This is a genomic window from Rhizobium sp. BK379 (assembly GCF_014193955.1).
GTDB lineage: Bacteria > Pseudomonadota > Alphaproteobacteria > Rhizobiales > Rhizobiaceae > Rhizobium.
This window is the reverse complement of sequence record NZ_JACIAD010000003.1, coordinates 227,525-250,806: the sequence shown is the minus strand read 5'-3', so window position 1 is coordinate 250,806 and position 23,282 is coordinate 227,525. Positions and strand designations below refer to the sequence as shown.

The window sequence follows — 23,282 nt, the reverse complement described above, 5'->3', positions numbered from 1 at the left end:
GCTTCAGCGATCACTGTTGCGACCGAACCCATAGGTCAGGGCAAGGGCTCCGACGAGCACGGCGCCCTTGACGAAATCCTGCGTGTAGTAGGGAGCGTTCAGCATCGTCAGGCCGTTCAGCAGCACGCCGACGAAGACGGCGCCGGCAATGGTGCCAAGCACGTTGGGTCGGCGCAGGTTGAGGACGGCAAAGCCGATGAGGGCGGCAGCGACCGAGTCCATTAGCAGCGATCCGCCGGAGGAGACATCGCCGCGCCCCACACGGGCCGCGATCACGATACCGCCGAGGGATGCCAGGGTCCCAGAGATGACATAGGCGAGCGTCTTCAACCGTGTGGTGGAGGCGCCGGCAAGCCGCGTCGCCACCTCGTTGCCGCCGGTGGCAAAGAGCAGCCGGCCAATGCGAGTGCGCTCGGTCAACACGAACAGGACGACTGCAACGATGGCCATCAGCACCACGGAGACGGGCAGGGTGGCAAAGAGGCTGTAGCGGCCGATCAGCAGGAAAGCCGGATCGTAGGCGCCGGTCGCCTTGGAACCGTCTGGCAGGACCAGGCCCGCCGAGATCGACCGGCCGGCCGTCGGAATAAGCTGCAGGCCCGAGAGCAGGAACATCATGGCAAGGGTGGCCAGAAGGTCGGGGACGCGAAGCCGCACGATAAGCAAGGAGTTGACGAACCCAACCGCGGCGCCGAAGGCAAGCACCAACGGCACTGTGGCGAAAACATCGAGATGCCAGACGATCATCGCATAGCTCGCGGCCATGACGCTGGAGGCGGCGACCGCACCGATCGAGAGGTCAAAACCGCCGACAGCAAGTGTTACCGTCACGCCGGCACCGAGGATCGCAACGACAGATACGGCCTGGAGGATGCTCATCAGGTTGCCGATATTGACGAAGGCCGGTTGCGCGATCGTGAAGCCGATCATCATCAGTCCGAGCAGGATGAACACCGCGCCGGCGCGCAGAAAGCTGCCGAGCGCTGGGACGCGGGCACCCTGGCCGTGGTTCTGTGCGGTGGAGCCTGCCGTTGGCAAGGCCTCCTCATCGATGGTTGTCATGCGGAACGTTCCTGTCGGGATGAAGAAGAGGCATCGTCGATAAAATCGGGCAGCAAGGTGTGGTGCTCGATTGTCAGGATGCGGTCGGCGACCTCGTAGGCCTCTTCGGGATCGGATGTGGCGATCAGCGTCGCGCGGTCGGTGCGCGCCCGGATTGCCTGGATGATGTCGTGGCGGGCGCCGACATCGACGCCCTGGAACGGCTCGTCGAGCAGCAGCAGCCGACTTGGCTCCGCCTCCCAGCGGGCGATGACAGTCTTCTGCTGATTGCCGCCCGACAGTGACCAGATCGAGGCGCGCGGACCGGCGGCCTTGATGCCCAGCCGGGAAATGGCCTGTTCCGCCTCGCGCCGCTCGCGGCCGCCGAAAAGCAGGCCGCTCGGATACCATTTGGCAAGATGCGGAAGGCTGATGGTGGCTGCGAGCGAATTGCCGGGCCACGCCGCCGGCATCAGCGAGGAGCGATGGCGATCCTCGGCTGCCATAGCGACGCCTGCAGCAATCGCCTCGGCCGGCGATTTCGGCCGATAAGGCTTGCCGTCGAGTTGCATCGCGCCGTCAGCCATGTCTCGAATGCCGAAGATCGACGACAACAGGCGGCTTTTGCCGGCCCCCAGCACGCCTGTGATGGCAACGACCTCGCCTTCATGCAGGATCAGGTCGAAGGGCTTGCTTGACGGCAGAAGGCGAATGCCATGCATTTCGAAAATGGCTGAGCCCGTCGCCGGGCGGGCGTCTGGCCGCGCTGCTTCAAGCCTGCGACCGATCATCGTTTCGATGGCGCTGGAAAAGTCGATCGGCCGGTTGAAGCTGCCGACGATGCGGCCGCCACGCATGACGAGCGCCCGGTCGGCGATCGCTTCGAGATCGGCGGTCCGGTGCGAGATATAGAGGATGGCAAGGCCTTGCGCCCGCAAGGTGAGCAGGATGTCGAACAGTCGCCTGCTCTCGTCCGCCGAAAGGCTTGCGGTCGGTTCGTCGAGGATCAGCACCTCGGCCTTGTCGGCAAGCGCGCGGGCGATCGCGACGAGCTGACGGTCTGCGGCAGACAGATCGCCGAAATCCCGGTCGAGCGGCAGCGAGAAGCCGGCGGCATCAACCATGGCGCGCGCTTCGCTGCGCACGCTTGCCCGGGAAAGGAAGAAGGTCGAGCCGCCCTCCGCAAAGCGATGCAGCAGCAGAGCGTCGGCAACCGTCAGCCCTGCTGCTCCGACAAGATCAGTCGACTGGTGCACGGTGACGACGCCGGCTTTTGCCGCCTCGGATGGCGTTTTGGGTGAAAAGGGCCGGCCATTCAGACTGATCGTGCCGCCGTCAGCCGCAAGCACGCCCGAAACAATTTTCACCAGAGTCGATTTGCCAGCGCCATTGGCGCCCATCAGCGCGACGATTTCGCCCCGCTCGATAGAGAAATGGGCGCCGGAAAGCGCGCGGGTGGACCCGAAACTGCGGGTGATATTGTCAACGTGAAGGAGCGGCATCGGGCATATCCGGGTCTGCTTTCGAGCCGCAATATTGGCCCGACGAATGCCTGAACTGCGAGGCAAGCCTTTGCCGCGGTCATGCGGCGAGGGGAACAAAGATTCTCCTGAACCGCAAAAAATCGGATCATTAAATCTACTAAAAACATAGAGTTTATATCTAATAATTTCATGCGTCGCAGGGAGCTGCCAACCTGTCAGACGACGCTCTCGATTGACTAGAGGATCGCGACGATGAAATCCCTCGCACGGCTGGCGCTCTCTGCAGCCGCAATTTCTTTCACTCTCTATCAGACCTCCTTTGCCGCCGGTCTGAACGGCGCGCCGGCCCCCTTCGACAAGGGCGGCGTCAAGGTGGCGCTGATCAGCTACATCTCGGCGGGTGACTTCTTTCAGGCCTATCAGGCCGGTGCGGAAGCCCAGGCCAAGGCGCTCGATATCGATCTGCGTGTGTTTCCCGGCCGGCAGGATGCCGCCGAGCAGCGTGAGCAGATCCTGCAGGCGATCAATCTCGGCGTAGCCGGTATCGTCGTCGATCACGGCCTGCCAGAATCGCTCGGCGATGTCGTCCAGCAGGCGCTGGACAAGGGCATCAAGGTTGTCGCTTTCGATGTCAACCTCAACAATCCCAAGGTGCCGCAGGTGGAGCAGAGCGACCATGAGCTCGCTCGGCTCGGCCTCGACCAGGTCGTCAAGGACAATGGCAAGAGCTTCAAGGCCGGTTATGTCTATGTCGCAGGCTTCGCGCCGCTCGACCGCCGCAACGAGGTCTGGGAGAAGTTCAAGTCGGAGAATTCCGCCGTCGTCGAGAAGGCCCGTTTCGGCAATGTGAGCGATACGACCGCGACCTCGACGGCCGATCAGGCGAAGGCCGCGCTGACCGCCAACCCCGATATCAGTGTCGTCTTCGCCCCCTATGACGAGTTTGCTCGTGGCGTGAAGCTCGCCGCCAATGACCTTGGCATCGCGAGCAAGGTGAAGATCTATTCGGCAGATGTCTCCACTGCCGACATTCAGGAGATCACCGAAGAGGGCAGCCCCTGGGTTGCAACCGTCGCCACCAATCCGGCTGTTGTCGGTGCCGTCTCCGTTCGTGCCGCCGCTCTTCAGATCGCCGGGCAGGAAATCCCGCATCAGATCACAGTCAAGCCGACGCTCCTGACGCAGGAAAGCCTGCGTGCCGCCGGCGTCAAGACGATCGAGGACCTGGCGCAGAAAATCCCGGCCTTCAGCACAAGCGACGCGGCAACCGCGAGCTGGATCCCGGACAAGCTTTTCTAAGCTGCCTGCCTCGATCTTCCGGCGGGGGTTGTGCGGCCCCCGCCGGCCCCATTTCTAGAAACCGGAGTTTCATTCCATGAGCCAGTCCAATGTCGTCTTCGCGACCAACCGTAGCGCGACGCGAGCGGACCTCTTTGCCCGCGCTGAGGACATCTCGGCCGATCTTTCCAGGCGCGCCGCCGAACTCGACCGTGAAGGTCGTCCACCGCTTGCCGAGATCGTCAAGCTGAAGAATGCCGGTCTGCTGAATGCCCTACATGATCAAAAGATCGGTGGCGGTGGCCTTGATTGGGTGGATGGCTTGCGGCTCGTGCGCATCCTGGCGCGCGGCGAAAGCTCCATCGGCCAGCTTCTCGGCTATCACTTCGTCAATAGCCAGTATGTCTATTGGGCGCTTGAGGAAGCCCGCGCTCATGCGCTAGGTGCCGAAACCGTGGCGAAAAACCTCTATTGGGGTGCTGCTGTCAATCCGCGCGATCCAGGTCTTGTTCTAACCCGTCGCGGTAACGGTTATGTGCTGAACGGGCGTAAGTCCTTCTCTACCGCCGCTCATGTCTCCGACTACATCAATGCCAACGCCACGCTCGGCGACAAGATCGTCGGCTTCGCGGTGCCGACCAATCGGCCCGGCTATCAGGCCAATGACGACTGGGACAATTTCGGTCAGCGGCTCTCTGACAGCGGCAGCGTCGAGTTCCACGATTTCCCTGTTTATGAGGAGGATTTCGTTGGCGTCCCGGTTGCTCCCGATGCCGCCCCGCAGGTACTTTCCACCTTCAACACGCCGCTCATCCAGCTCGTCTTCGTCAACTTCTATCTCGGCAGCGCCGAAGGCGCGCTCCAGACTGCCATCGACTATGTGCGCACGACGACGCGTCCCTGGGTCACTTCGGGCGTCGAGCGGGCTGCGGACGATCCCTATATCCTGGAGCGGGTTGGTGAGTTCACCGCCGCGCTGAAAGCCTCCGCCGCCCTGGCCGATGCGGCAGCGGCGACTGTCCAGGCAGGACTTGCAAAGGGCCATGCTGTCACCGCCCGTGAGCGCGGCGAGGCGGCGGCGGAAGCCTATGCCGCCAAGGTGCACGCCACCCATGTCTCGCTCGATATCACGTCTCGCGTCTTCGAACTGACCGGCGCGCGCTCCACGGCGGAGAAATATCGCTTCGACCGTTTCTGGCGCAATGTGCGCACCCACACGCTGCACGATCCGGTCTTCTACAAGGCCAAGGAAGTCGGCGAATTCGTGCTGAACGACAAGATCCCCGAAGTCAGCCTCTATAGCTGAGAAGGCGAGCCATAGCGAAAAGAACCCCATTTCCGGTGACGGAAATGGGGTTTTTAGTTGAGGAGAGGGTTCAAAGTGCGCCGTTCTTCGGTGGGATCACGCCGTTCAGGTGATAATTGCCGACGACGTGGTACTTCCAGCGCACGGGATCGTGCAGCGTGTGGGTGCGTGCATTGCGCCAGTGCCGGTCGAGATTGAGTTCGGCCTTGACGGCGGAGGTGCCCGCAAGCTCGAAGAGCGTATTGGTCGCTTCGATGGCGATCTCGGTCGTCAGTACCTTGGCAGCGGCGACAGCAAGCGTGGCTTCAACGACGGTTGCTTCCGTCGTCTCGATCTGGGCCGCATCGACTTTCTGACCGGCACGTTCGAGGAGTGCTGCAGCAGCTTCCAGCCGGATGGCGATCTGTCCGACCTTCGAGATCGTCAGCGGATCCTCTGCGGCGCGTTCGAGGCCGCTGTCCATCCAGGGGCGGGACTTGGTCCGCACGAATTCGAGTGTCTCCGCAAAAGCGGCCCGCGCGATGCCGAGATCGATGCCGGCATGGACGATCTGGCCGACCGAGCCGATGGTCGTCGGCCGCTCGAAACCCTTGTGGTGACGAACGACGGAATCGGCGTGGACATAGACATTGTTGAGGATGGTCGTGCCGCTGCCCGTTGTGCGCTGGCCGAAACCGTCCCAGTCGTCGATGATCTCGACGCCCTCGGTTCCCTTCGGCACGAAAGCCATGACAAGCCGGTCTTCCTCATCGAGCGCGAACACGGTTACCCAGTCAGCGAACAACACGCCCGTCGAGTAGTATTTCTGGCCGTTGATGCGGTAGCCGGGTCCGTCCCTGACGATGCGGGTATTGTAGTGGCCGACGGTTTTCGTGCCGCGCTCAGAAAGCGCATTGCCGAAACGGTCACCGGCAAGCGCCCTGCCGAAGAAATACCGCTTCTGCTCCTCGCTGCCATCCACCCGCAAGGCTTCCAGGATGTAGAAATGGTTCTGCGGGATCTGGCCGATCGAGCCATCTGCTTCCGCCAGGATCGCGGTCACTTCGGCCAGAACGGCATTCGAGACATCAAGCCCGCCATACTGCGCGGGAACCGCAATCGCCAGCAGGCCGGATTGTGCAAGCGCGTCGAGTTCGGCGAAAGGTAACCGGCGTTCAGCATCGCGCCCGACGGCGGTGGCGGCGAATTGGGTGGCAAGCGCGCGGGCCGTCTCAAGTGCCTCCTCGTCGCTGGCAATGCGGGCGGCCACGGGCCGGATCTGGTCTTGTTGCCTGAGCACGGTCGTCATCGATTTCTCCAGTTCTGACCGTCGTATGGGTGAAAGAAATCGACACGAGAGGTAAGATTATAAATTCTATAGATGTGCTAGAAAATGAAAAGTGCTTGCTTATCCTGGGCTCGGGTCGGCGGCTAGCCTATGCCTCCGTCCATATCACCGCGAGTTGACCGCTTTGCCGATGAAATCACTGCCGGAAAAACGCGAACCAATCTCGAATAACGGCGCGCGAACCCCTAGGTAAACGCAGGCATACGTCATTCCGGTATCCGCGTTCAGCAGAGGGCAGGCGGTCGCTGCGCTCCGATCCACGAGGAAAAACATGACCCGTTCACGGCAGTTGCGCCTCGGCGCCTTCATGCGTCCCGTCAGTCTGCATACCGGCGCATGGCGCTATCCGGGTTCCTATCCAGACGCCAATTTCAATTTCGCTCATATCAAATCCTTCGCGCAGAAGCTCGAAGCCGCGAAATTCGACGCCTTCTTCATGGCGGATCATCTGGCTGTGCTCAACATGCCGGTTGAGGCGCTGAAGCGCAGCCACACCGTCACTTCTTTCGAGCCCTTCACGCTGCTTTCGGCGCTCGCCGCCGTTACCGAAAGAATCGGGCTTGCGGCAACGGCATCCACCACTTTTGACGAACCCTATCATGTCGCCCGCCGTTTTGCTTCGCTCGATCATCTGAGCAATGGTCGCGCCGCCTGGAATATCGTCACCACGTCCAATCCTGATGCGGCGCTCAACTTCGGTCTCGACGAGCATGTGGAACATGGCGAGCGCTACAAACGGGCGCGTGAATTCTACGATGTCGTCACCGGCCTCTGGGACAGCTTTGCAGACGACGCTTTTATCCGTGACCGCGAGAGCGGGATTTATTTTGATCCCGAAAAAATGCACGTGCTCAACCACAAGGGCGACGAACTGAGCGTGCGCGGGCCACTGAACATTGCCCGCCCGGTTCAGGGCTGGCCCGTCATTGTGCAGGCCGGCCAGTCTGATCCCGGCCGCCAGCTCGCTGCCGAAACTGCCGAGGTGGTCTTCTGTTCGCCGCGCGACCTCGACGGCGGCAAGGCACTCTACGCTGATATCAAGGGCCGGATGCAGGCTATTGGCCGCAATCGCGATCACCTGAAATTGTTGCCCGCCGCCTTCGTCGTCATCGGCGACAGTATCGAGGAGGCGCGCGCCAAACGTCTTTCCCTCGACAGCCTCGTTCACTATGACAGCGCCATCGCCTCGCTTTCGATCGCGCTTGGCCATGATGCCTCCGGCTTTGATCCGGATGCGCCGCTGCCCAGTGATATTCCGGACACAAACGCCAGCAAGACGGGCCGCGCTCAGGTCATCAAGCTGGCCCAGGAGGAAAACCTCACCGTCCGTCAGCTCGCCCAGCGTTACGGCGGCTATTCCGGCCTTGCCTTTGTCGGCACGCCGGGGAGCATTGCCGATGAGATGGAGCGCTGGCTGGATGAAGAGGGGTCCGACGGTTTCAACGTCGTCTTCCCTTATCTGCCGCAGGGGCTCGACGACGTCACAATGCGCCTGGTGCCTGAGTTGCAGCGCCGTGGCCTGTTCCGCAGGGAATACGAGGGCACGACGTTGCGCGAGCATCTCGGCCTGCCGCGACCGGAGAACCGGTTCTTTAGCTGAGGCCGTCAGGGGCGGGCGACGATCAGGCGCAGCGACCCTTCGAAGAAGGGTTGCGTGCGCAGATATCCATAGCGCGCATCCCACTTGCCGTCCTGGAGATCGCGACCGAGCTCGGCTACGAAACGCTTGCCGACCGATGGATCGACAAAGCTCCAGGCCGAATTTGCGAGCCGGGAGCCGGGATCGAGCATACGCTCCGGCCGCCCATAATAGGCCTCACCGAAACCATCGATGCAGGCAAGCGGGATCGGTACGGGCAATATCTCGACAGTACCGCCGAGATAGTCGGCAACAGTCTGCATGGCCGGATAGCGGCTCGCCTCGACGGAGATCATCTCCGGCGCATAGTCGAACAGCCATGAGCGTTCCAGCTCATTGGGATCGCAGCTCAGGACCAGCACCGGACCGCGCGAAACGCGCCGCATTTCCGAAAGACCGGCCTTGAGGTCGGACCATTGATGCACGGTGAACGTCGCCATGCTCGCATCGAAGGACTGATCGGCGAAAGGCAGTTTCTCTGCTGTCGCATCGATTGCGTCAGGCAGATGTGCCGGGCGCTGCGCACGCATGGAGGCAGACGGTTCGACCGGCGTAACCTTCCGGTCGACCGGCTCGTAGGAGCCGGCGCCCGCGCCGACATTCAGAACGGTCTCGGCATTGCCGAGTGCTGTACGAATGAACTCTGCGATATACGGGTCGGGTTGGCGATACCTTGAGTAGTTGGTGCCGATCACGCCGTAATTGGCGTCGCCCGCACTTCCGTCACTGTGTCTGCTGTTCACGATCACTCTCCATAAATTGCTTCGAAAGCAAAGCTTCGCCATTGCCGGCACGCGTTGCAGTCCAGCATCCTTTGTTCCTGAAAAGGCATTCGATAGTTCGCGAGCCATAATAAACACCATGGAATTCCGTGTGAAAACCGATATGATTGAACAGATATTGTTCGGAAAACGCACATGGCTCGCCGCATTCCATCGCTCAATGCGCTTCGCGCTTTCGAAGCCGCCGGCCGTCTCGGCCGCATGACGCTTGCTGCCGATGAGCTTAATGTCACCCATAGCGCCGTCAGCCGTCAGATCCAGCATCTCGAAAATGTGCTCGGCGTTCCCCTCTTCGAGGGTCCGAAGAACAGGCTGCGTCTGACTGAAGCCGGTAAGACGCTGCTGTCGGGGCTGAACGTTGCCTTCGACCAGATTGATAACTCCGTTCGCGCGGTCGCCGATACCGAGGATGGCGCGCTCGATGTGTCCTGCCCCGGCACCTTCACCATGCGCTGGCTCATCCCGAGGCTTTACCGGTTTCAGGCGGAATATCCCGATATCGACGTGCGCTTGACCGCTTCCTCCCGCCCCGTGGATTTTGCTCGCGACAGTTTCGATGTCGCGATCCGCGTCGGAACCGCACCCTGGCCCGCCGGCGCAGATGTCATCCCGCTCTTTCCGGAGCAGACCGGCCCCGTACTATCACCGTCGCTGGCCGAGACCGTCGGTAAGCGCTTCACTGGTGCTGCGCGGCTTCACACGCGTAGCCGGCTGCGTGCCTGGGGCGACTGGCTTGCGCGCTCCGGTGTTGTCTTGGAAGCAGGTGGCCGCGTCGAATACGAGCATTTCTATTTCATGCTGGAGGCGGCTAATGCCGGGCTTGGCGTCTGCGTTGTTCCCTGGCCCTATGTGACGGATGATATCCGCTTCGGCCGGCTGGCAGCGCCGCATGGATTTCTCGAAAGCGGCCATGAATATGTGGCGCTGCGCCGGGCGAGGCGAAACCGCAAATCCACGCTCTTTTGCGAATGGTTGGAAAAGGAGGCGCGCGCATTCCCGCTCTCGCATCCGGCGCCAGCGACACAGAGCCAGACCGCCGCTATTTCCTGACGACGCCAACTCGTGCCAGTACCTCACCGGGGATGCCGTATCGCTGGACAATGTCCTTGTTGTTCCGCAGCCCGCAAATCTCGCGTTGGACAAAGAACGCCCAAACGGCGTCCGAGGCGTCGTTGACCAGCGTTTCGCGTTGCTCGGCGGTGTGGCGATCGGCATTCCAAGCCTTCAGGGCAGAGAGAGCCGATTCGACTTTGAGGCCGTTGCGCCCGAGTGAACTGGCGCGCTCCGACATGAGTTCGTACTCGAGTACATTCACCCCGCCTTCGGCCGAAAAGGACTGCCTGAAGGATTGCGGCGGGCGAACGCTCATCGGACTGTCCTCGCTGGATTATTGCGTCGGCACGCCGGTGACCTGGACATAGATCCATGCCAATGCAAACACGACGATGACCGCAGCGATGATCATGAGCTTGCGGAGCAGGGGATTGGGAGCTTTCGGCGGGGGCTTCGGCTTGCGAAACTTGATAACGTTGTCGCTCATGGTCTTGCTGTCTGGTTCGTTCTTCCTACAGCAGTAACGCATATCGACGGGTTTGGCACCCGTGTCATGCCCAAATATGCGCTTTTCATGTGGGCCGCCGGCGAAACGCCGGCAGCCCTGATATCAGGCGATCAACGAGCTGCCCAATTGGCGCCGCGACGGAAGATCGTCCTCATCTGCGGCACGTCGAATTCCTTGGCGACATGGCCGAGCGAGGAATAGAAGACGCGGCCCTTGCCGTATTTGCGCTTCCAGACGACCGGCATCGTCACGCCGTCGATCCAATAGGCATGTTCGCCAGTGAAGGTCGTCGTCGCCAGCACCTCGTTCGAGGGATCGACATGCATGTAATACTGCTCGGAATTATAGGGGAAATCAGTAATCCCCTCCATCAGCGGATCGTCCGGCCGGGTGATGTTGACGGTGTAGTTGATGATGTTGCCAGGATGGGCAACCCACTGGCCGCCGATGATGAACTGGTAGTCGGTCGACTCACGGAAGCTGTCGCCGGCGCCGCCGTGATAACCCGCGATGCCGACGCCGCTTTCGATCGCGGCAGCGAGGTTCTTCACCTCTTCCTTCTCGATCTTCGACATCGTGATAACGGGGACGATCAGGCTGAGATCATGGATCGACGGATCGGCGAAGGCCTCCGTGCTGTGCTCGACATAGACCTTGAAGCCGTCTTCCTCGAGAATGTCCTTGATGATTGCGGCGCATTGTTCCGGTTCGTGGCCGGCCCAGCCGCCCCAGACGATCAGTGCTTCACGCATCGTGTATTCCTCCTGAAAATTACTTGCCGAGCAGTCCGTCGACGAGGGATTGAGAAAGCGGAGCAGGGCGCTCCGTTGTCGTGGTAAGGCTTACGGTGCTGCCCGTGTCGGATGCCTTCTGGAAGGCTTCCATGACTTCCAGCACATGCAGCGCCAGATCACCGTTTGCGCGATGCGGCCGGTTCGACCGGATGGCATGGGCGAGATCGGCCACACCGAGAGAGCGATAGTTGCCGTCGGCATATGGCAGGGTCACCGGCTGGTCCTCAAACTCGCCGCCCTTCTTCAGATATTCGACCGGGCCGGCGAAGCGGTTGGGGTCCGGCACGATCAGCGTGCCTTCGGTGCCGTAAACTTCAAGCGGCACGTGCTTGTGGCCGGCCACATCGAAGCTCATGCCGATCTGTACGACAGCACCGTTGGCGAAAGCCATGACGCCGGCGACATGCGTCGGAATATGAACCGGAATGCGCTCGCCGTTGCGCGGCTCACTGGTAATGATGCGCTCTTTGCGCGGGGTCACCGCAAAGCCGGCGACTTTGGCGACCGGTCCGAGCAGGTTGACGAGATCGGTGATGTAATAGGGACCCATGTCGAGCATCGGGCCGCCGCCAACTTCATAGTAGAAGGCCGGGTTGGGGTGCCAGCGCTCATGGCCGGGGCACATGAAGGTCGCGGTCCCGCCGACCGGGATGCCGATCACGCCCTCGTCGATCAATGCGCGGGCAGTCTGATGGCCGCCGCCAAGGAACGTGTCGGGGGCCGCACCGATGCGCAGGCCCTTGGCCTTTGCGGCATCCGCCAATTTTTTCCCTTCCGCGAAATTAATCCCCAGCGGCTTTTCCGAATAGGTGTGCTTGCCAGCATCCAGTGCCTGCAGCCCGACGGCGACATGGGCCTTCGGAATGGTCAAGTTGACGATGATCTCGACCTTGGGATCAGCGAGAAGCTCATCGACCGTGCGGGCTTGAAGGTTGAATTCCGAGGCCTTAGCCTCTGCAAGTTCGCGATTGAGGTCGGCCAGTCCGCGGATCTCGAGGATCGGAAATGCCGATGTCATCGCCTTCAGATAGGCGCCCGAAATATTGCCGCATCCAATGATGCCGATACCGACTTTTTCCATCATGTCCTCCATAAATACTGGTTTTTGCGCGTTAAAGCGCGGGCCCTGTTGTGCTCCAGGGCGATTCGTAGAGTTCGTAAAGGGCGACAGCGGCAGCACCCTGCGCCCAGAAATCGTCGGTCGAATCGTCGAAGACGAGTTCGCTGACGCCTTTGAGAGACGGCGGAATTGCCAGCGCATAGGCATCCCGCAAGCTGTTGAGGAAGGGCTCACCCAACGCAAGCGAGGAGCCGACGAGAATGACTCGTGGCGGCGCAAACAGCGTGACGATATTGGCGATTGTCAGCCCCACCGCCTCGCCGGCGCGCACGGCCGCGGCAATGAGCCGGTCGTCGTCGGCCTGGATCAGCGCCTGCACATGCGTCATGCCGCGGCCGAGGCGTACCGCTTCGGCAAAGCGTCCATCGGCCTGCTGTTCGCCGAGAATGGCACTTTCGCCGGCCTGACTGGAAAGTCTGACAACGCCTTGCTGGCCCATGCCGAGAACCAGGTCGCCCAGATTGTGGCTGAGACCGCCGGCACCGCGAAAAAGCTGATTGTCGTGCAGCACGCCGAGACCGAGCGTCTGCTCCAGCGAGATCAGCACCATGTCTTCGAGATCGCGGGCCTTGCCGAACCAATGATGGCCAAGCGTTATGGCATGTGCGTCGCTCTCTATGATGGTCGGTGTCGACAGGCGGGCGGACATTTCCGCAGCAAAATCAATGTTGGTTTCACGGAATATGGGGCTCGAACGGATGTGGCCGGTACGGTGTTCGATGACGCCGGGAAGGGCCAGGCAGATGCTGTCTATATCATCGAGCGAGAGGCCGATATCGACGACGCAGCGTCGCACACCATCCTCGATGAGGTCGGCAATCACGGCAATCGGCTGTCGATCAATGCGGATCGGCAGGGCGAGCTTGGAGAGCACGTCGCCGCGGAAATTGGTCACGACGAAGATCATGCGGCTGGCGGCGATCTTGGCGCCGACGACGCGGGCGGCATCCGGATTGACCTCAAGCATGACGCGCGGTCTGCCACGCACAGCCTCGTTGCGGATATCGCCCTCGTGAATCGGCAAAATGAGCCCGTCGTCGAGAAGCGAGGCGGTAATGGCCGAAACTGTCGTCGTGGACAATTCAGTGCGTTCGCTGATCTGGATGCGGGAGATCGGGCCGTGGCGCCGGATTGTATCCAGCACGCTCAAGCGGTTGATGGCACGCATCAATTCAGGATCGGCAGTCTTCATCGTCTCGTGCGCACCTAAACTGTCATAGGGCCCCGCGATTTTTTTCGAGAGGCAAATTAAATTCGCCTTGTTGTAGATCTGATTTTCGCAATCGCGCAATAGAAATTTCCGTAATTGCATCATTTTGCGCATCCTTTGCCGCTTTTTCAGGCAAGGTATTGACAGAGAGGCAAAGGCTGCGATTATTTAATCCGGATACAGAAATAAAGCGCCTCGGGAGTAGTGCCACGTGCTGACCACCAAAACTCATCGCATCAACATGCTGTCGGCGATCGCAATTGCTGTTGCCGGCTATTGTGCATCGACGGCTACGGCTGCCGCCGATACGACCATCCGCTGGCTCCACCTGGAGCAGGTTCCAGGCACCATCGAAGTGTGGAACAAGCTCGCCAAAGACTTCGAAGCGAGCCATCCTGGCGTCAAAATCGAACTGCAGTTCCTTGAAAATCAGGCCTTCAAGGCCAAGCTGCCGACGCTGCTGCAGTCAAACGAGGCGCCGAGCTTTTTTTACACCTGGGGCGGCGGCGTGCTGAAGGCGCAGGCCGAGACCGGAATGCTGCGGCCGATCGATGCCGCGCTTGATGCCGATGGAGGCGCATGGCGCAACGGCACCAGCGCCGCGACGATCGATGGCATGACTTTCGACGGCAAGGTCTGGGCAGCGCCCTACAAGACCGGCCTCGTCTCCTTCTTCTACAACAAGGAACTGTTCAAGAAGGCCAATGTCGACGCCACCCAAATCAAGACCTGGGGTGACTTCCTTAACGCTGTGAAGACGCTCAAGGACGCAGGCATCGTGCCGATCGCCGGCGGCGGTGGCGACAAGTGGCCGATCCATTTCTACTGGGGTTATCTCGCCATGCGCGAAGCCGGCCACGACGGTTTCGAAAAGGCCAAGGCCGGCGAGGGTGATGGTTTCGCCGGTGAGGCCTTCGTGAAGGCCGGCGAACATCTTGCCGAACTCGGCAAGCTCGAACCCTTCCAGAACGGTTATCTCGGTGCCACCTGGAACGACGCGCTTGCTGCCTTCGGCGATGGCCGCGCGGCGATGCTGCTCGGCTTTGAAAACACCAACGACACCTCGCGCGCCAGCTCGACCAGCGGCAAGGGCCAGCCGGACGACAATATCGGCCGCTTCCCGTTCCCGGTCGTTGAAGGTGCTCCCGGTGTGGCAACCGACTACCTCGGCCGTCTGAACGGTTGGGTTGTCACCAAGAATGCGCCCCCGGAAACCGAAGAATTCCTGAAATTCCTCGGCAACCCGGAAAATCAGAAACTGCTGGCCCAGAAGACCGGCATTATTCCTGTCGCCAAGGGCTCGGCCGATGGCGTTCAGAATGTGCTTCTGAAGGACAGTGCGGTGGCTCTCGACCAGGAAACCTGGCACCAGAACTTCCTCGATCAGGATCTCGGCCCGAATGTCGGCGGTGTCGTTAACGACATGACGATGGATATCGTCTCCGGTTCGACTTCGCCGGCCGACGCCGCCCAGCAGATTCAGGACGCCTACTCGCTCGAAGCGAAGTAAAAATCCGCCGGCGCTCAAGCAGAGCGCCGGCTTCTTCTCACTCGCGGCGCAGTCGCGAATTCGCCCGAGGAGTCCTAGAGACCAATGAGTGATACTTTCATGTCAGCAGATGTGGCAGGGAGGAGCGCCAAAGCGGCGCCGCGCCGGCACAAGCGTTCGCTGGCTCACAGCAAATGGCCGGTACTGATCCTTTTTCTGCCGCCCGCATTGATGCTTTTCACCCTGCTCGTCATCGTGCCGATGGGCGAAGCTGCCTGGTATTCCTTCTACAACTGGAACGGCTACGGCAACCCGACGCAGTGGATCGGTTTCCGTAACTACCAGCTCATCTTTCGCAACGGTGCCTTCACCCAGGCGCTCGTTAATAATGGCCTGATCGTCCTCATCTCGCTCTGTGTGCAGATTCCGCTGGCGCTATGGCTTGCGACAATGGTTTCCAGCAAGATCAAGGGCGCGCTGTTCTTCCGGCTGATCTTCTTCCTGCCCTATGTTCTCGCCGACGTCGCGGCCGGCATGATCTGGCGCTTCGTCTATGATGGCGATTTCGGCCTCGTTGCGGGCATTTCGCACATGATCGGTGTCGAGCCGCCCTTCTGGCTGGCCGATCGCAACGTTGCCATGTATGCCATTCTCGGCGTTATCGTCTGGAAGTATTTCGGCTTTCACATGATGCTCTTCATTGCCGGCCTTCAGGCGATCGATAAAAGCGTGTTGGAAGCTGCCGATATCGATGGTGCGACCGGCTGGCAGAAATTCCGGCACGTAACCCTGCCGCTACTCGGCTCCACCGTCCGCCTTTCCGTCTTTTTCGGCGTCGTCGGCTCGCTGCAGCTCTTCGACATGATCATGCCGCTTACCGGCGGTGGTCCGTCGAACTCGACGCAGACCATGGTGACCTTCCTTTACAATTTCGGGGTGACCCGCATGCAGGTCGGTTTCGGCAGCGCCGTTGGTGTCGTGCTGTTCGTGATCTGCGTCACGCTCGCCTTCAGCTACAAGCGGATATTCATGCGCAATGACTGATATCTCGACCGCACCACCCATCGATGCCGCTTCGGCAAACAGCGCTGGCCGCAAGGTCCGTACCGGTACGCAGATCTACATGTATGCCTCGCTGCTGATCGTTGCCGGCCTCGTCGTCATCCCGTTGATCAGCACCGCGCTCGGCGGCTTCAAGACGCTGTCCGACCTTCGCGGCAATCCCTTCGGTCTGCCGACGGTATGGCAGTGGAGCAACTACATCGACATCATCGTCAGCCAGCGCTACTGGCTGCAGATGGGCAATTCGCTGCTGATCGCCCTGCTCACAGTCTTCCTGACGCTGACGCTGGGCGCCATGGCTGCTTTCTGCTTTGCCCATATCCGCTTCTTCGGCTCGACCTATCTGGTCAACTACTTCCTGATCGGGCTGATGTTCCCGGCGGCCACCGCGATCCTGCCGCTTTACATCCGCATCCGCGATCTCGGGCTTCTCAATACCTATTGGGGCGTGGTGCTGCCGCAGGTGGCCTTCGGTCTCGGCATGAGTATCATGCTCTTCCGCAATTATTTCCGGAACCTGCCGTCAGAGCTCTTCGATGCGGCTTTTGTCGATGGTTGCGGCTATATGCGCTTCTTCTGGCACATATCGCTGCCGCTCTCGCGCCCGATCGTCGCCACCGTCGGCATCATCTCCTTCGTTGGCAGCTGGAACAGCTATATCGTGCCGCTGATCATGCTCAATTCCGAGAGCCTCTATCCCTGGCCGCTCGGCATCATGGTCTATAGAGGGGAGTTCGCCACCGATTGGCATCTCATCCTGGCGTTCATCACGCTGACCATCCTGCCGACCATCATCGTCTTTTTCCTCGCCCAGAAGCACATCATCGCCGGCCTGACAGCTGGTGCGGTGAAGTCCTGAGCCCGCATAGGAGACACGCACATGGCGTCCGTCGAACTGAAGAATATCCGCAAGGCCTATGGATCGCTCGATGTGATCCACAATATCTCGCTGTCGATCGAGGATGGACAGTTCGTCGCCCTGGTCGGCCCGTCCGGCTGCGGCAAGTCCACGTTGCTGCGCATGATCGCCGGCCTTGAGGAAATCACCGACGGCGAGATCATGATCGATGACGCCGTCGTCAATGAGTTGACGCCGCGCGAGCGCAACATCGCCATGGTATTCCAGTCCTATGCGCTCTATCCGCATATGACGGTCGCCGAAAACATGGGCTTCAATTTGAAACTATCAGGTCTTCCCAAGCCGCAGATTGAGCAGCGTGTGGCCGAGGCCGCCCGTATGCTCGATCTGACGAAACTGATGGATCGCAAGCCTGCACAGCTTTCCGGTGGCCAGCGCCAGCGAGTCGCCATGGGCCGCGCCATCGTGCGCAATCCGGCCGTCTTCCTGTTCGATGAGCCGCTCTCCAACCTCGATGCGAAGCTGCGCGTGCAGATGCGCTCGGAAATCAAGACGCTGCACCAGAAGGTCAACACGACCTCGATCTACGTCACGCACGACCAGATCGAAGCGATGACGCTTGCCGACCGCATCGTCGTCCTGAACCAGGGCAAGATCGAGCAGGAGGGCACGCCCCTCGAACTCTACAAGAAGCCGGCCAATCTCTTCGTCGCCGCCTTTATCGGCTCTCCGGCGATGAACCTCATCGAAGGCGTCGTCGAAGGTGAGGGTGGCGGGCCGGCCGCACGTCTTTCGGACGGGACTGCGATCCGGATCGCGCCTGACCGCAAGGTTCGCCCCGGCCAGGCAGTGACCGTCGGCCTTCGTCCTGAACATTTGACACCCGGCGGCAGGGATGGAAATGCGCTTGCCGGCCAGACCTTGCTGGTCGAGCCGACAGGCGCCCAGACGCATGTCGTCTTCGATCTCGCCGGTCAGCCGGTCACCGCTGTGGTGGATGGGGATTATGCTGCCCGCTACGGTGCGCGTTTCGAAGCCAATATTTCCAGCGAGCAGGTCCATATTTTCGACCGGGGTACGGGTCTGGCGCTCTAAGTTTAAGAGATAGCGGGCAGGCTTTCGTTGGCCCGCCCAATCGATCTCAAATGAAATCCGCCGCCAATCGTCTGACTGGCGGCGGATTTTTCTTGTCTCGCTGTTTACTCGGCGGGCACTGCCACCGGGGCAAGTAGGTCGCTCTCATCGCGCAGATTGCCGGCCATCGCCGCGGCAAAACGGGTCTGGTCGAGTTCGTTTTCCCAGCGGGCGACGACGATGGTGGCAACCGCATTGCCGACGAGGTTGGTCAGCGCGCGGCATTCCGACATGAAGCGGTCGATGCCGAGGATGAGCGCCATGCCGGCGATCGGAACCGAGGGAACGACCGAGAGCGTGGCGGCAAGCGTGATGAAGCCGGCACCGGTAATGCCGGCGGCACCCTTGGAGCTGAGCATCGCCACGAGCAGCAGCAGGATCTGGTCGCCGAAGCTCAGATGCGTATCCGTCGCCTGGGCGATGAAGAGTGCCGCCAGCGTCATATAGATGTTGGTGCCGTCGAGATTGAAGGAATAGCCGGTCGGAATGACGAGACCGACAACCGAGCGCTTGCAGCCGGCGCGTTCCATCTTGTTCATCAGACCGGGCAGGGCGGCTTCAGACGACGAGGTGCCGAGCACCAAGAGCAGCTCTTCCTTGATATAGCGGAGCAGCGCCAGGATGGAGAAGCCGTTATAACGGGCGACCGCGCCGAGTACGACCAGCACGAAGAGCAGCGAGGTCAGATAGAAGGTACCGATCAGGAAGGCGAGGTTGGCGATCGCGCCGATGCCATATTTGCCGATCGTGAAGGCCATGGCGCCAAAGGCGCCGATCGGGGCGAACTTCATCAGGATCGCGACGAGGCGGAAGACCGGAGCTGTCAGAACCTGGAAGAAGTCGAGAACCGGCTTCCCGCGTTCGCCGACAGAGCCAAGCGCAATGCCGAAGACGACGGAGAAGAACAGCACCTGCAGGATGTCGCCTTTGGCGAAAGCGCCGACGATCGTGTCCGGGATGATGTTCATCAGGAAGCCGACGATTGTCGCGTCATGGGCCTGAGCGGCGTAGTTGTTGACGGCCTTCGTATCGAGCGTCGCCGGATCGATATGCATGCCGGCGCCTGGCTGCAGCACGTTGGAAACGACGAGGCCGACGACGAGCGCCAGCGTCGAGAAGACCAGAAAGTAGCCAAGCGCCTTGCCGACCACGCGACCGAACTTCTTGAGATCGGCCATGCCGGCAATGCCGGTCGTGACGGTCAGGAAGATGACGGGCGCGATCACCATGCGCACAAGCTTGATGAACGCGTCTCCGAGCGGCTGCAGCGAAGCGCCGAGAGATGGGTAGAAGTGGCCGAGCAGAATGCCGGCCGCGATGGCGGCGAGAACCTGCACGTAGAGGTGCCGGTAAAAGGGAGTTTTGCCGCGATCTGGAGCGGCGTGCATTGCAATATCCATGGTGTCCTCCACTATGCCGGACGCCAACAGGGCGACGGCCAAGTCATGATGGTCAAACAGCCTCCCGACTGATGAGGACTTGTTTTGCAACTCGCGTGCCAGTTTCCTCTGATTTCCTAATTCATTGATATTGTTTAATGTGACTGGTTGATGCAGATGAGATAGTGCGATTTTTCGCACAAAGTGATTTGTCGGTCGTGCGAAAACATGCACAATGCGGCCATGCTCCAGAGGACCGCAAACGAACGTTTCCTGACGCCTGAACAGCTTGGCCGGCGCTCCCGGTCGGTCTGGCTGGTCTTTGCGGCGCTCGCGGCCATTCTGATCGGCACGGCCCTTTACGGCGCCGGCGTCTATGGTCGACTGCAGGCAATTGCGGCACTGGAGGATCAGGGGCAGACCGACGCCAATCTCAAGGTGGCGCTGTTGCGTGCCGTGCTAGAGGGGCCCCGGGCTCTGCCGCTGCTCCTTGCAGATGACCAGCAGGTGCGAGACGCTCTGGCATCAGGACAGGGGGAGGCCGTCATGGGGCTTGATCGCAAGCTCCAGAGCCTTGTCGCCGGCACCCGCGCCTCGGTTCTCTATGTAACCGGCAGGAACGGTATCGCAATCGCTTCCAGCAACTGGCAGGAGCCTCTGAGCTTTGTAGGCAACGACTATTCCTTCCGTGATTATTTTCGCCGTGCGATGGAAAATGGTACGGCAGAGCATTTTGCTCTTGGCAATGTCAGCAACCGGCCGGGGCTTTATATTTCCCGGCGGGTCAGGGATGCTGCGGCTCCGCTTGGCGTCGTCGTCGTCAAAATGGAGTTCGATCAGCTGGAATCGGACTGGCGCGATGCAGCCCGGCCGGCCTATGTCATCGATGAGCACGGCGTCGTGCTTATCACCAGCTTGCCGTCCTGGCGTTTTATGACGGCCAAGCCTCTGCCGCAGGAAAGCCTTGCGGCGATCAGGACGAGCTTACAATTCGGCGAGACGCCGCTGCTGCCACTGCCGATCGACGAACGGCAGGAACTGAGGCCTGGAGCCGCAATCGTCCACGCCGTCATGCCGGGTGCCGGGGAGGGCGAGTTCCTGCGATTGCGCACGGAGGTGCCGTCAACAACCTGGCAACTCGAATATCTGGTGCCGACCGAGGCGCCGATAGCCTCTTCCATGCGCGAATGGCGGCTGCTGACATTGGCAGCCCTCATTCCCGTGCTCGCGATCATGACGTTTCTGCTGCGCCGCCGCCAGATCGCTGTCATGCGTATTGCGACCGAGCGCGCCGCGCGCGAGGAGCTGGAGCGTCGGGTGCTGGAGCGCACTCAGGATCTGAGCCGCGCCCGTGACCGCCTGCAGGAGGAGATAACGGACCATCGCGCCACCGAAGCAAGGCTGCAGGTGGTTCAACAGGAGCTGGTGCAGGCGAACCGTCTGGCGATCCTGGGGCAGGTTGCCGCCGGCGTGGCACATGAGATCAATCAGCCGGTCGCGACTATCCGTGCCTATGCCGACAATGCCCGCACCTTCCTCAAACGGCGGCAGCCGGATTCAGCCGACGACAATCTCGGTGCGATTGCCAGCCTGACGGAACGCATCGGTGCCATCACCGAGGAGTTGAAGGCTTTTGCCCGCAAGGGTCGCACCGCGGCGGAGCCGACAGAACTGCGCGCGGCCATCGAAGGCGCAGTCGTTCTGCTGCGGAGCCGTTTTGCTGGCCGATTGGATGCGCTCGATATCAAGCTGCCCTCTGCCGATCTGAAAGTAAACGGCAATCGCATCCGGTTGGAGCAGGTGCTGATCAATCTCTTTCAGAACGCGCTGGAGGCGCTGGAGGGCCGCGAGGGCGCAAAGGTGGAGGTCTTTTGCGAGGAGATGGGCAACCAGGTAGCGGTGAGCGTCATCGATAACGGCCCAGGCATATCTGCGGACATCCTCGGCTCGCTCTTTTCGCCTTTCAATACCTCCAAGGAAAAGGGCCTTGGTCTTGGCCTCGTCATCTCGAAGGATATCGTTGCCGATTATGGCGGCCGTATCGAGGTCGACAGCAACGAGAGCGGCACCCGCTTTACCGTCTATCTGCAGAAGGCACAGGCATGAGTGAAACTATCCCGGTCTTCCTTATCGATGACGACAAGGATCTCCTGAAGGCGACGAAGCAGACGCTGGAGCTTGCCGGCTTTTCGGTTTCGACCTTTTCCGCCGCCACGGAAGCTCTGAAGGATCTGAGCGCGGAGTTCTCGGGTGTCGTCGTTTCCGACATCCGCATGCCGCATGTCGACGGATTGCAGCTCTTCGATCGAATCCGTCGCCTCGATGAAGACCTTCCCGTGATCCTGATCACAGGGCATGGCGATATCCCGATGGCCGTCAAGGCAATCCAGGACGGGGCCTATGACTTCATCACCAAGCCTTTTGCAGCCGACAGGCTGGTGCAAAGCGTGCACCGCGCCGCCGAAAAACGCCGGCTCGTGCTCGACAACCGGTCGCTGCGCGACGCGGCTGAACAGGCGCAGGGCGATCTGCCGCTGATTGGCCAGACGCCTGCCATGGAGCGCCTGCGACGAACGCTCCGGCAGATCGCCGACACCGATGTCGACGTCCTGGTGACTGGCGAAACCGGCAGCGGCAAGGAAGTGGTGGCAAGCCTGCTGCATCGCTGGAGCCGTCGTTCGAAGGGAAACTTCGTAGCGCTGAATTGCGGCGCCTTGCCTGAAACGGTGATCGAGAGCGAACTCTTCGGTCACGAAGCCGGGGCGTTCACGGGTGCCCAGAAGAAACGCATCGGCCGCATCGAACATTCGAGCGGTGGGACGCTGTTTCTCGATGAAATCGAAAGCATGCCGGCCCCCGCCCAGGTGCAGATGCTGCGCGTCCTGGAAATGCGCGAAGTCATGCCGCTCGGCACCAACGAGGTGCGGCCGGTCGACCTGCGTGTCGTGGCTGCGGCCAAGGTTGATCTCGGCGATCCGCGCGAGCGCGGCGATTTCCGCGAGGATCTCTATTATCGGCTCAATGTCGTGACGATCAGCATCCCGCCGCTGCGCGACCGGCGCGACGACATCCCGCTCCTCTTCGCCCACTTCACCGAACGGGCCGCCACCCGCTTCAAGCGTCCGGTACCCGTCGCTTCGCCCGAACTGCACCGCCACCTGAAGAGCCATGACTGGCCGGGCAATGTGCGCGAACTCTCTCATTTCGCCGAACGCTTCGTCCTCGGTCTTGAAGCGGCGCCGGTGGAGCCGAGGCAAAACGGGGTTGAAAACAAAGATGCCCCCTTGCCTCTGCCGGCGAGGATGGACCGCTATGAGGCCGATATCATCCGCGAGACGCTAACCCGGAACGATGGCGACGTACGCCGGACGATCGAAACCCTCGGCATTCCACGCAAGACCTTTTACGACAAACTGCAGCGGCACGGCATCGAACGGGCTGCGTTCAGCTCGTCAAAGCCCGAAAGCTGACGCGTCGGTTACCGCAGAACAGGTCTCTGCACAGATTGCTATGTGACAACGAGCCGCAACTGTAAAGACTGGGTTGATGTCAATTCTCAACCAGTGCTGGCCTTCTTGCGGAATTCTTGAAGACAACTGTCTTTCTTGGAAGGCGAGAAATTCTCGCTCCAGCGAATCAGGTGGCCTTTTGAGCGGCACCGACACATATTCGTGTCATCGGCGTGAAGGTGCGCGGCGTCCTCTTTTAAACCGCGCGCGAATAATACTCCCGGCACGGTCGCAAAGCTATAGAGGCTGTCAGATTTCGAGGATCAAATTGGCAAGTTACGCGCACTTTTTTGTGTAGCGATGCCGGA

General features: G+C 60.9%; 21 protein-coding genes. 10 read left to right on the top strand and 11 right to left on the bottom strand.

Translation table 11 applies throughout. From position 1 onward, the window contains the following. Positions 1-3: 3 nt before the first annotated feature. Together FHT93_RS17545 and FHT93_RS17540 are read right to left on the bottom strand one after the other, a co-directional pair. On the bottom strand, positions 4-1,062 hold the full coding sequence (locus FHT93_RS17545) for an ABC transporter permease (RefSeq protein WP_113017015.1): 1,059 nt from the start codon (positions 1,060-1,062) through the stop codon (positions 4-6). After that, on the bottom strand, positions 1,059-2,543 hold the full coding sequence (locus FHT93_RS17540; RefSeq protein ID WP_113017014.1) for a sugar ABC transporter ATP-binding protein: 1,485 nt from the start codon (positions 2,541-2,543) through the stop codon (positions 1,059-1,061). Before FHT93_RS17540 ends, FHT93_RS17545 begins: the two co-directional genes overlap by 4 nt. A 234-nt stretch (positions 2,544-2,777) precedes the next feature. Between FHT93_RS17540 and FHT93_RS17535 the strand changes: the two genes are divergently transcribed. Both FHT93_RS17535 and FHT93_RS17530 read left to right on the top strand, forming a co-directional pair. Further along, positions 2,778-3,824: a substrate-binding domain-containing protein gene (locus FHT93_RS17535; RefSeq protein ID WP_113017013.1), complete on the top strand. Its 1,047-nt coding sequence runs from the start codon at positions 2,778-2,780 to the stop codon at positions 3,822-3,824. A gap of 76 nt (positions 3,825-3,900) precedes the next feature. Then, entirely contained in the window at positions 3,901-5,109 is a 1,209-nt protein-coding gene (locus FHT93_RS17530; protein WP_113017012.1) for an acyl-CoA dehydrogenase family protein, read from the top strand. 70 nt (positions 5,110-5,179) lie between these two features. Here the strand turns inward: FHT93_RS17530 and FHT93_RS17525 are convergent, their stop codons facing one another. Continuing rightward, the gene (locus FHT93_RS17525; RefSeq protein WP_113017011.1) at positions 5,180-6,397 is read right to left on the bottom strand and encodes an SfnB family sulfur acquisition oxidoreductase; all 1,218 of its coding nucleotides are present in this window, start codon (positions 6,395-6,397) and stop codon (positions 5,180-5,182) included. A 310-nt stretch (positions 6,398-6,707) separates the two neighbouring features. Between FHT93_RS17525 and FHT93_RS17520 the strand changes: the two genes are divergently transcribed. Next, on the top strand, positions 6,708-8,036 hold the full coding sequence (locus tag FHT93_RS17520; protein ID WP_183848628.1) for an LLM class flavin-dependent oxidoreductase: 1,329 nt from the start codon (positions 6,708-6,710) through the stop codon (positions 8,034-8,036). A gap of 5 nt (positions 8,037-8,041) precedes the next feature. Here the strand turns inward: FHT93_RS17520 and FHT93_RS17515 are convergent, their stop codons facing one another. Then, a complete protein-coding gene (locus FHT93_RS17515) occupies positions 8,042-8,818 on the bottom strand; it encodes a methyltransferase domain-containing protein (protein WP_183848626.1) in 777 nt (258 codons plus the stop codon). 174 nt (positions 8,819-8,992) lie between these two features. Between FHT93_RS17515 and FHT93_RS17510 the strand changes: the two genes are divergently transcribed. Further along, the gene (locus tag FHT93_RS17510) at positions 8,993-9,907 is read left to right on the top strand and encodes a LysR family transcriptional regulator (protein ID WP_183848624.1); all 915 of its coding nucleotides are present in this window, start codon (positions 8,993-8,995) and stop codon (positions 9,905-9,907) included. Here FHT93_RS17510 and FHT93_RS17505 read toward each other — a convergent pair. The 6 genes from FHT93_RS17505 to FHT93_RS17480 all read right to left on the bottom strand — a co-directional run bounded on the left by FHT93_RS17505 (position 9,897) and on the right by FHT93_RS17480 (position 13,753). Then, complete coding sequence (locus tag FHT93_RS17505) at positions 9,897-10,226, bottom strand: DUF6665 family protein (protein ID WP_183848622.1); 330 nt, start codon at positions 10,224-10,226, stop codon at positions 9,897-9,899. The genes FHT93_RS17510 and FHT93_RS17505 overlap by 11 nt on opposite strands. An 18-nt stretch (positions 10,227-10,244) precedes the next feature. Beyond that, positions 10,245-10,397: a hypothetical protein gene (locus FHT93_RS17500; RefSeq protein WP_018114814.1), complete on the bottom strand. Its 153-nt coding sequence runs from the start codon at positions 10,395-10,397 to the stop codon at positions 10,245-10,247. A gap of 131 nt (positions 10,398-10,528) precedes the next feature. After that, the gene (locus tag FHT93_RS17495; protein WP_018114813.1) at positions 10,529-11,170 is read right to left on the bottom strand and encodes a ThuA domain-containing protein; all 642 of its coding nucleotides are present in this window, start codon (positions 11,168-11,170) and stop codon (positions 10,529-10,531) included. Positions 11,171-11,189: 19 nt separating this feature from the next. Beyond that, a complete protein-coding gene (locus FHT93_RS17490) occupies positions 11,190-12,293 on the bottom strand; it encodes a Gfo/Idh/MocA family oxidoreductase (RefSeq protein ID WP_112542720.1) in 1,104 nt (367 codons plus the stop codon). Positions 12,294-12,324: 31 nt separating this feature from the next. Further along, complete coding sequence (locus FHT93_RS17485; RefSeq protein WP_183848621.1) at positions 12,325-13,524, bottom strand: ROK family transcriptional regulator; 1,200 nt, start codon at positions 13,522-13,524, stop codon at positions 12,325-12,327. A 22-nt stretch (positions 13,525-13,546) separates the two neighbouring features. Continuing rightward, the gene (locus FHT93_RS17480) at positions 13,547-13,753 is read right to left on the bottom strand and encodes a hypothetical protein (RefSeq protein WP_162730041.1); all 207 of its coding nucleotides are present in this window, start codon (positions 13,751-13,753) and stop codon (positions 13,547-13,549) included. Between the two features lie 30 nt (positions 13,754-13,783). Here FHT93_RS17480 and FHT93_RS17475 point away from each other — a divergent pair, with 30 nt between their 5' ends. The 4 genes from FHT93_RS17475 (at position 13,784) to ugpC (ending at position 18,047) form a co-directional block, all read left to right on the top strand. After that, complete coding sequence (locus FHT93_RS17475; protein WP_162710022.1) at positions 13,784-15,052, top strand: extracellular solute-binding protein; 1,269 nt, start codon at positions 13,784-13,786, stop codon at positions 15,050-15,052. A gap of 84 nt (positions 15,053-15,136) precedes the next feature. After that, positions 15,137-16,075, top strand: a complete 939-nt coding sequence (locus FHT93_RS17470) for a sugar ABC transporter permease (RefSeq protein WP_183848619.1) — start codon at positions 15,137-15,139, stop codon at positions 16,073-16,075. Continuing rightward, positions 16,068-16,952 carry a carbohydrate ABC transporter permease gene (locus FHT93_RS17465; protein WP_183848618.1) on the top strand — a complete coding sequence of 295 codons (885 nt, stop codon included), beginning with the start codon at positions 16,068-16,070 and terminating at the stop codon, positions 16,950-16,952. The genes FHT93_RS17470 and FHT93_RS17465 overlap by 8 nt, the downstream gene beginning before the upstream one ends. A gap of 21 nt (positions 16,953-16,973) precedes the next feature. Beyond that, positions 16,974-18,047 carry a sn-glycerol-3-phosphate ABC transporter ATP-binding protein UgpC gene (gene ugpC / locus FHT93_RS17460; RefSeq protein ID WP_113203738.1) on the top strand — a complete coding sequence of 358 codons (1,074 nt, stop codon included), beginning with the start codon at positions 16,974-16,976 and terminating at the stop codon, positions 18,045-18,047. A gap of 104 nt (positions 18,048-18,151) precedes the next feature. Here the strand turns inward: ugpC and FHT93_RS17455 are convergent, their stop codons facing one another. Continuing rightward, positions 18,152-19,486, bottom strand: coding sequence for a dicarboxylate/amino acid:cation symporter (locus FHT93_RS17455; RefSeq protein ID WP_183848616.1), 1,335 nt, complete (start codon positions 19,484-19,486; stop codon positions 18,152-18,154). A gap of 207 nt (positions 19,487-19,693) precedes the next feature. Between FHT93_RS17455 and FHT93_RS17450 the strand changes: the two genes are divergently transcribed. Continuing rightward, a complete protein-coding gene (locus FHT93_RS17450) occupies positions 19,694-21,571 on the top strand; it encodes a sensor histidine kinase (RefSeq protein ID WP_183848614.1) in 1,878 nt (625 codons plus the stop codon). Continuing rightward, positions 21,568-22,935: a sigma-54 dependent transcriptional regulator gene (locus FHT93_RS17445; RefSeq protein WP_183848612.1), complete on the top strand. Its 1,368-nt coding sequence runs from the start codon at positions 21,568-21,570 to the stop codon at positions 22,933-22,935. The genes FHT93_RS17450 and FHT93_RS17445 overlap by 4 nt, the downstream gene beginning before the upstream one ends. Positions 22,936-23,282 lie beyond the last annotated feature (347 nt).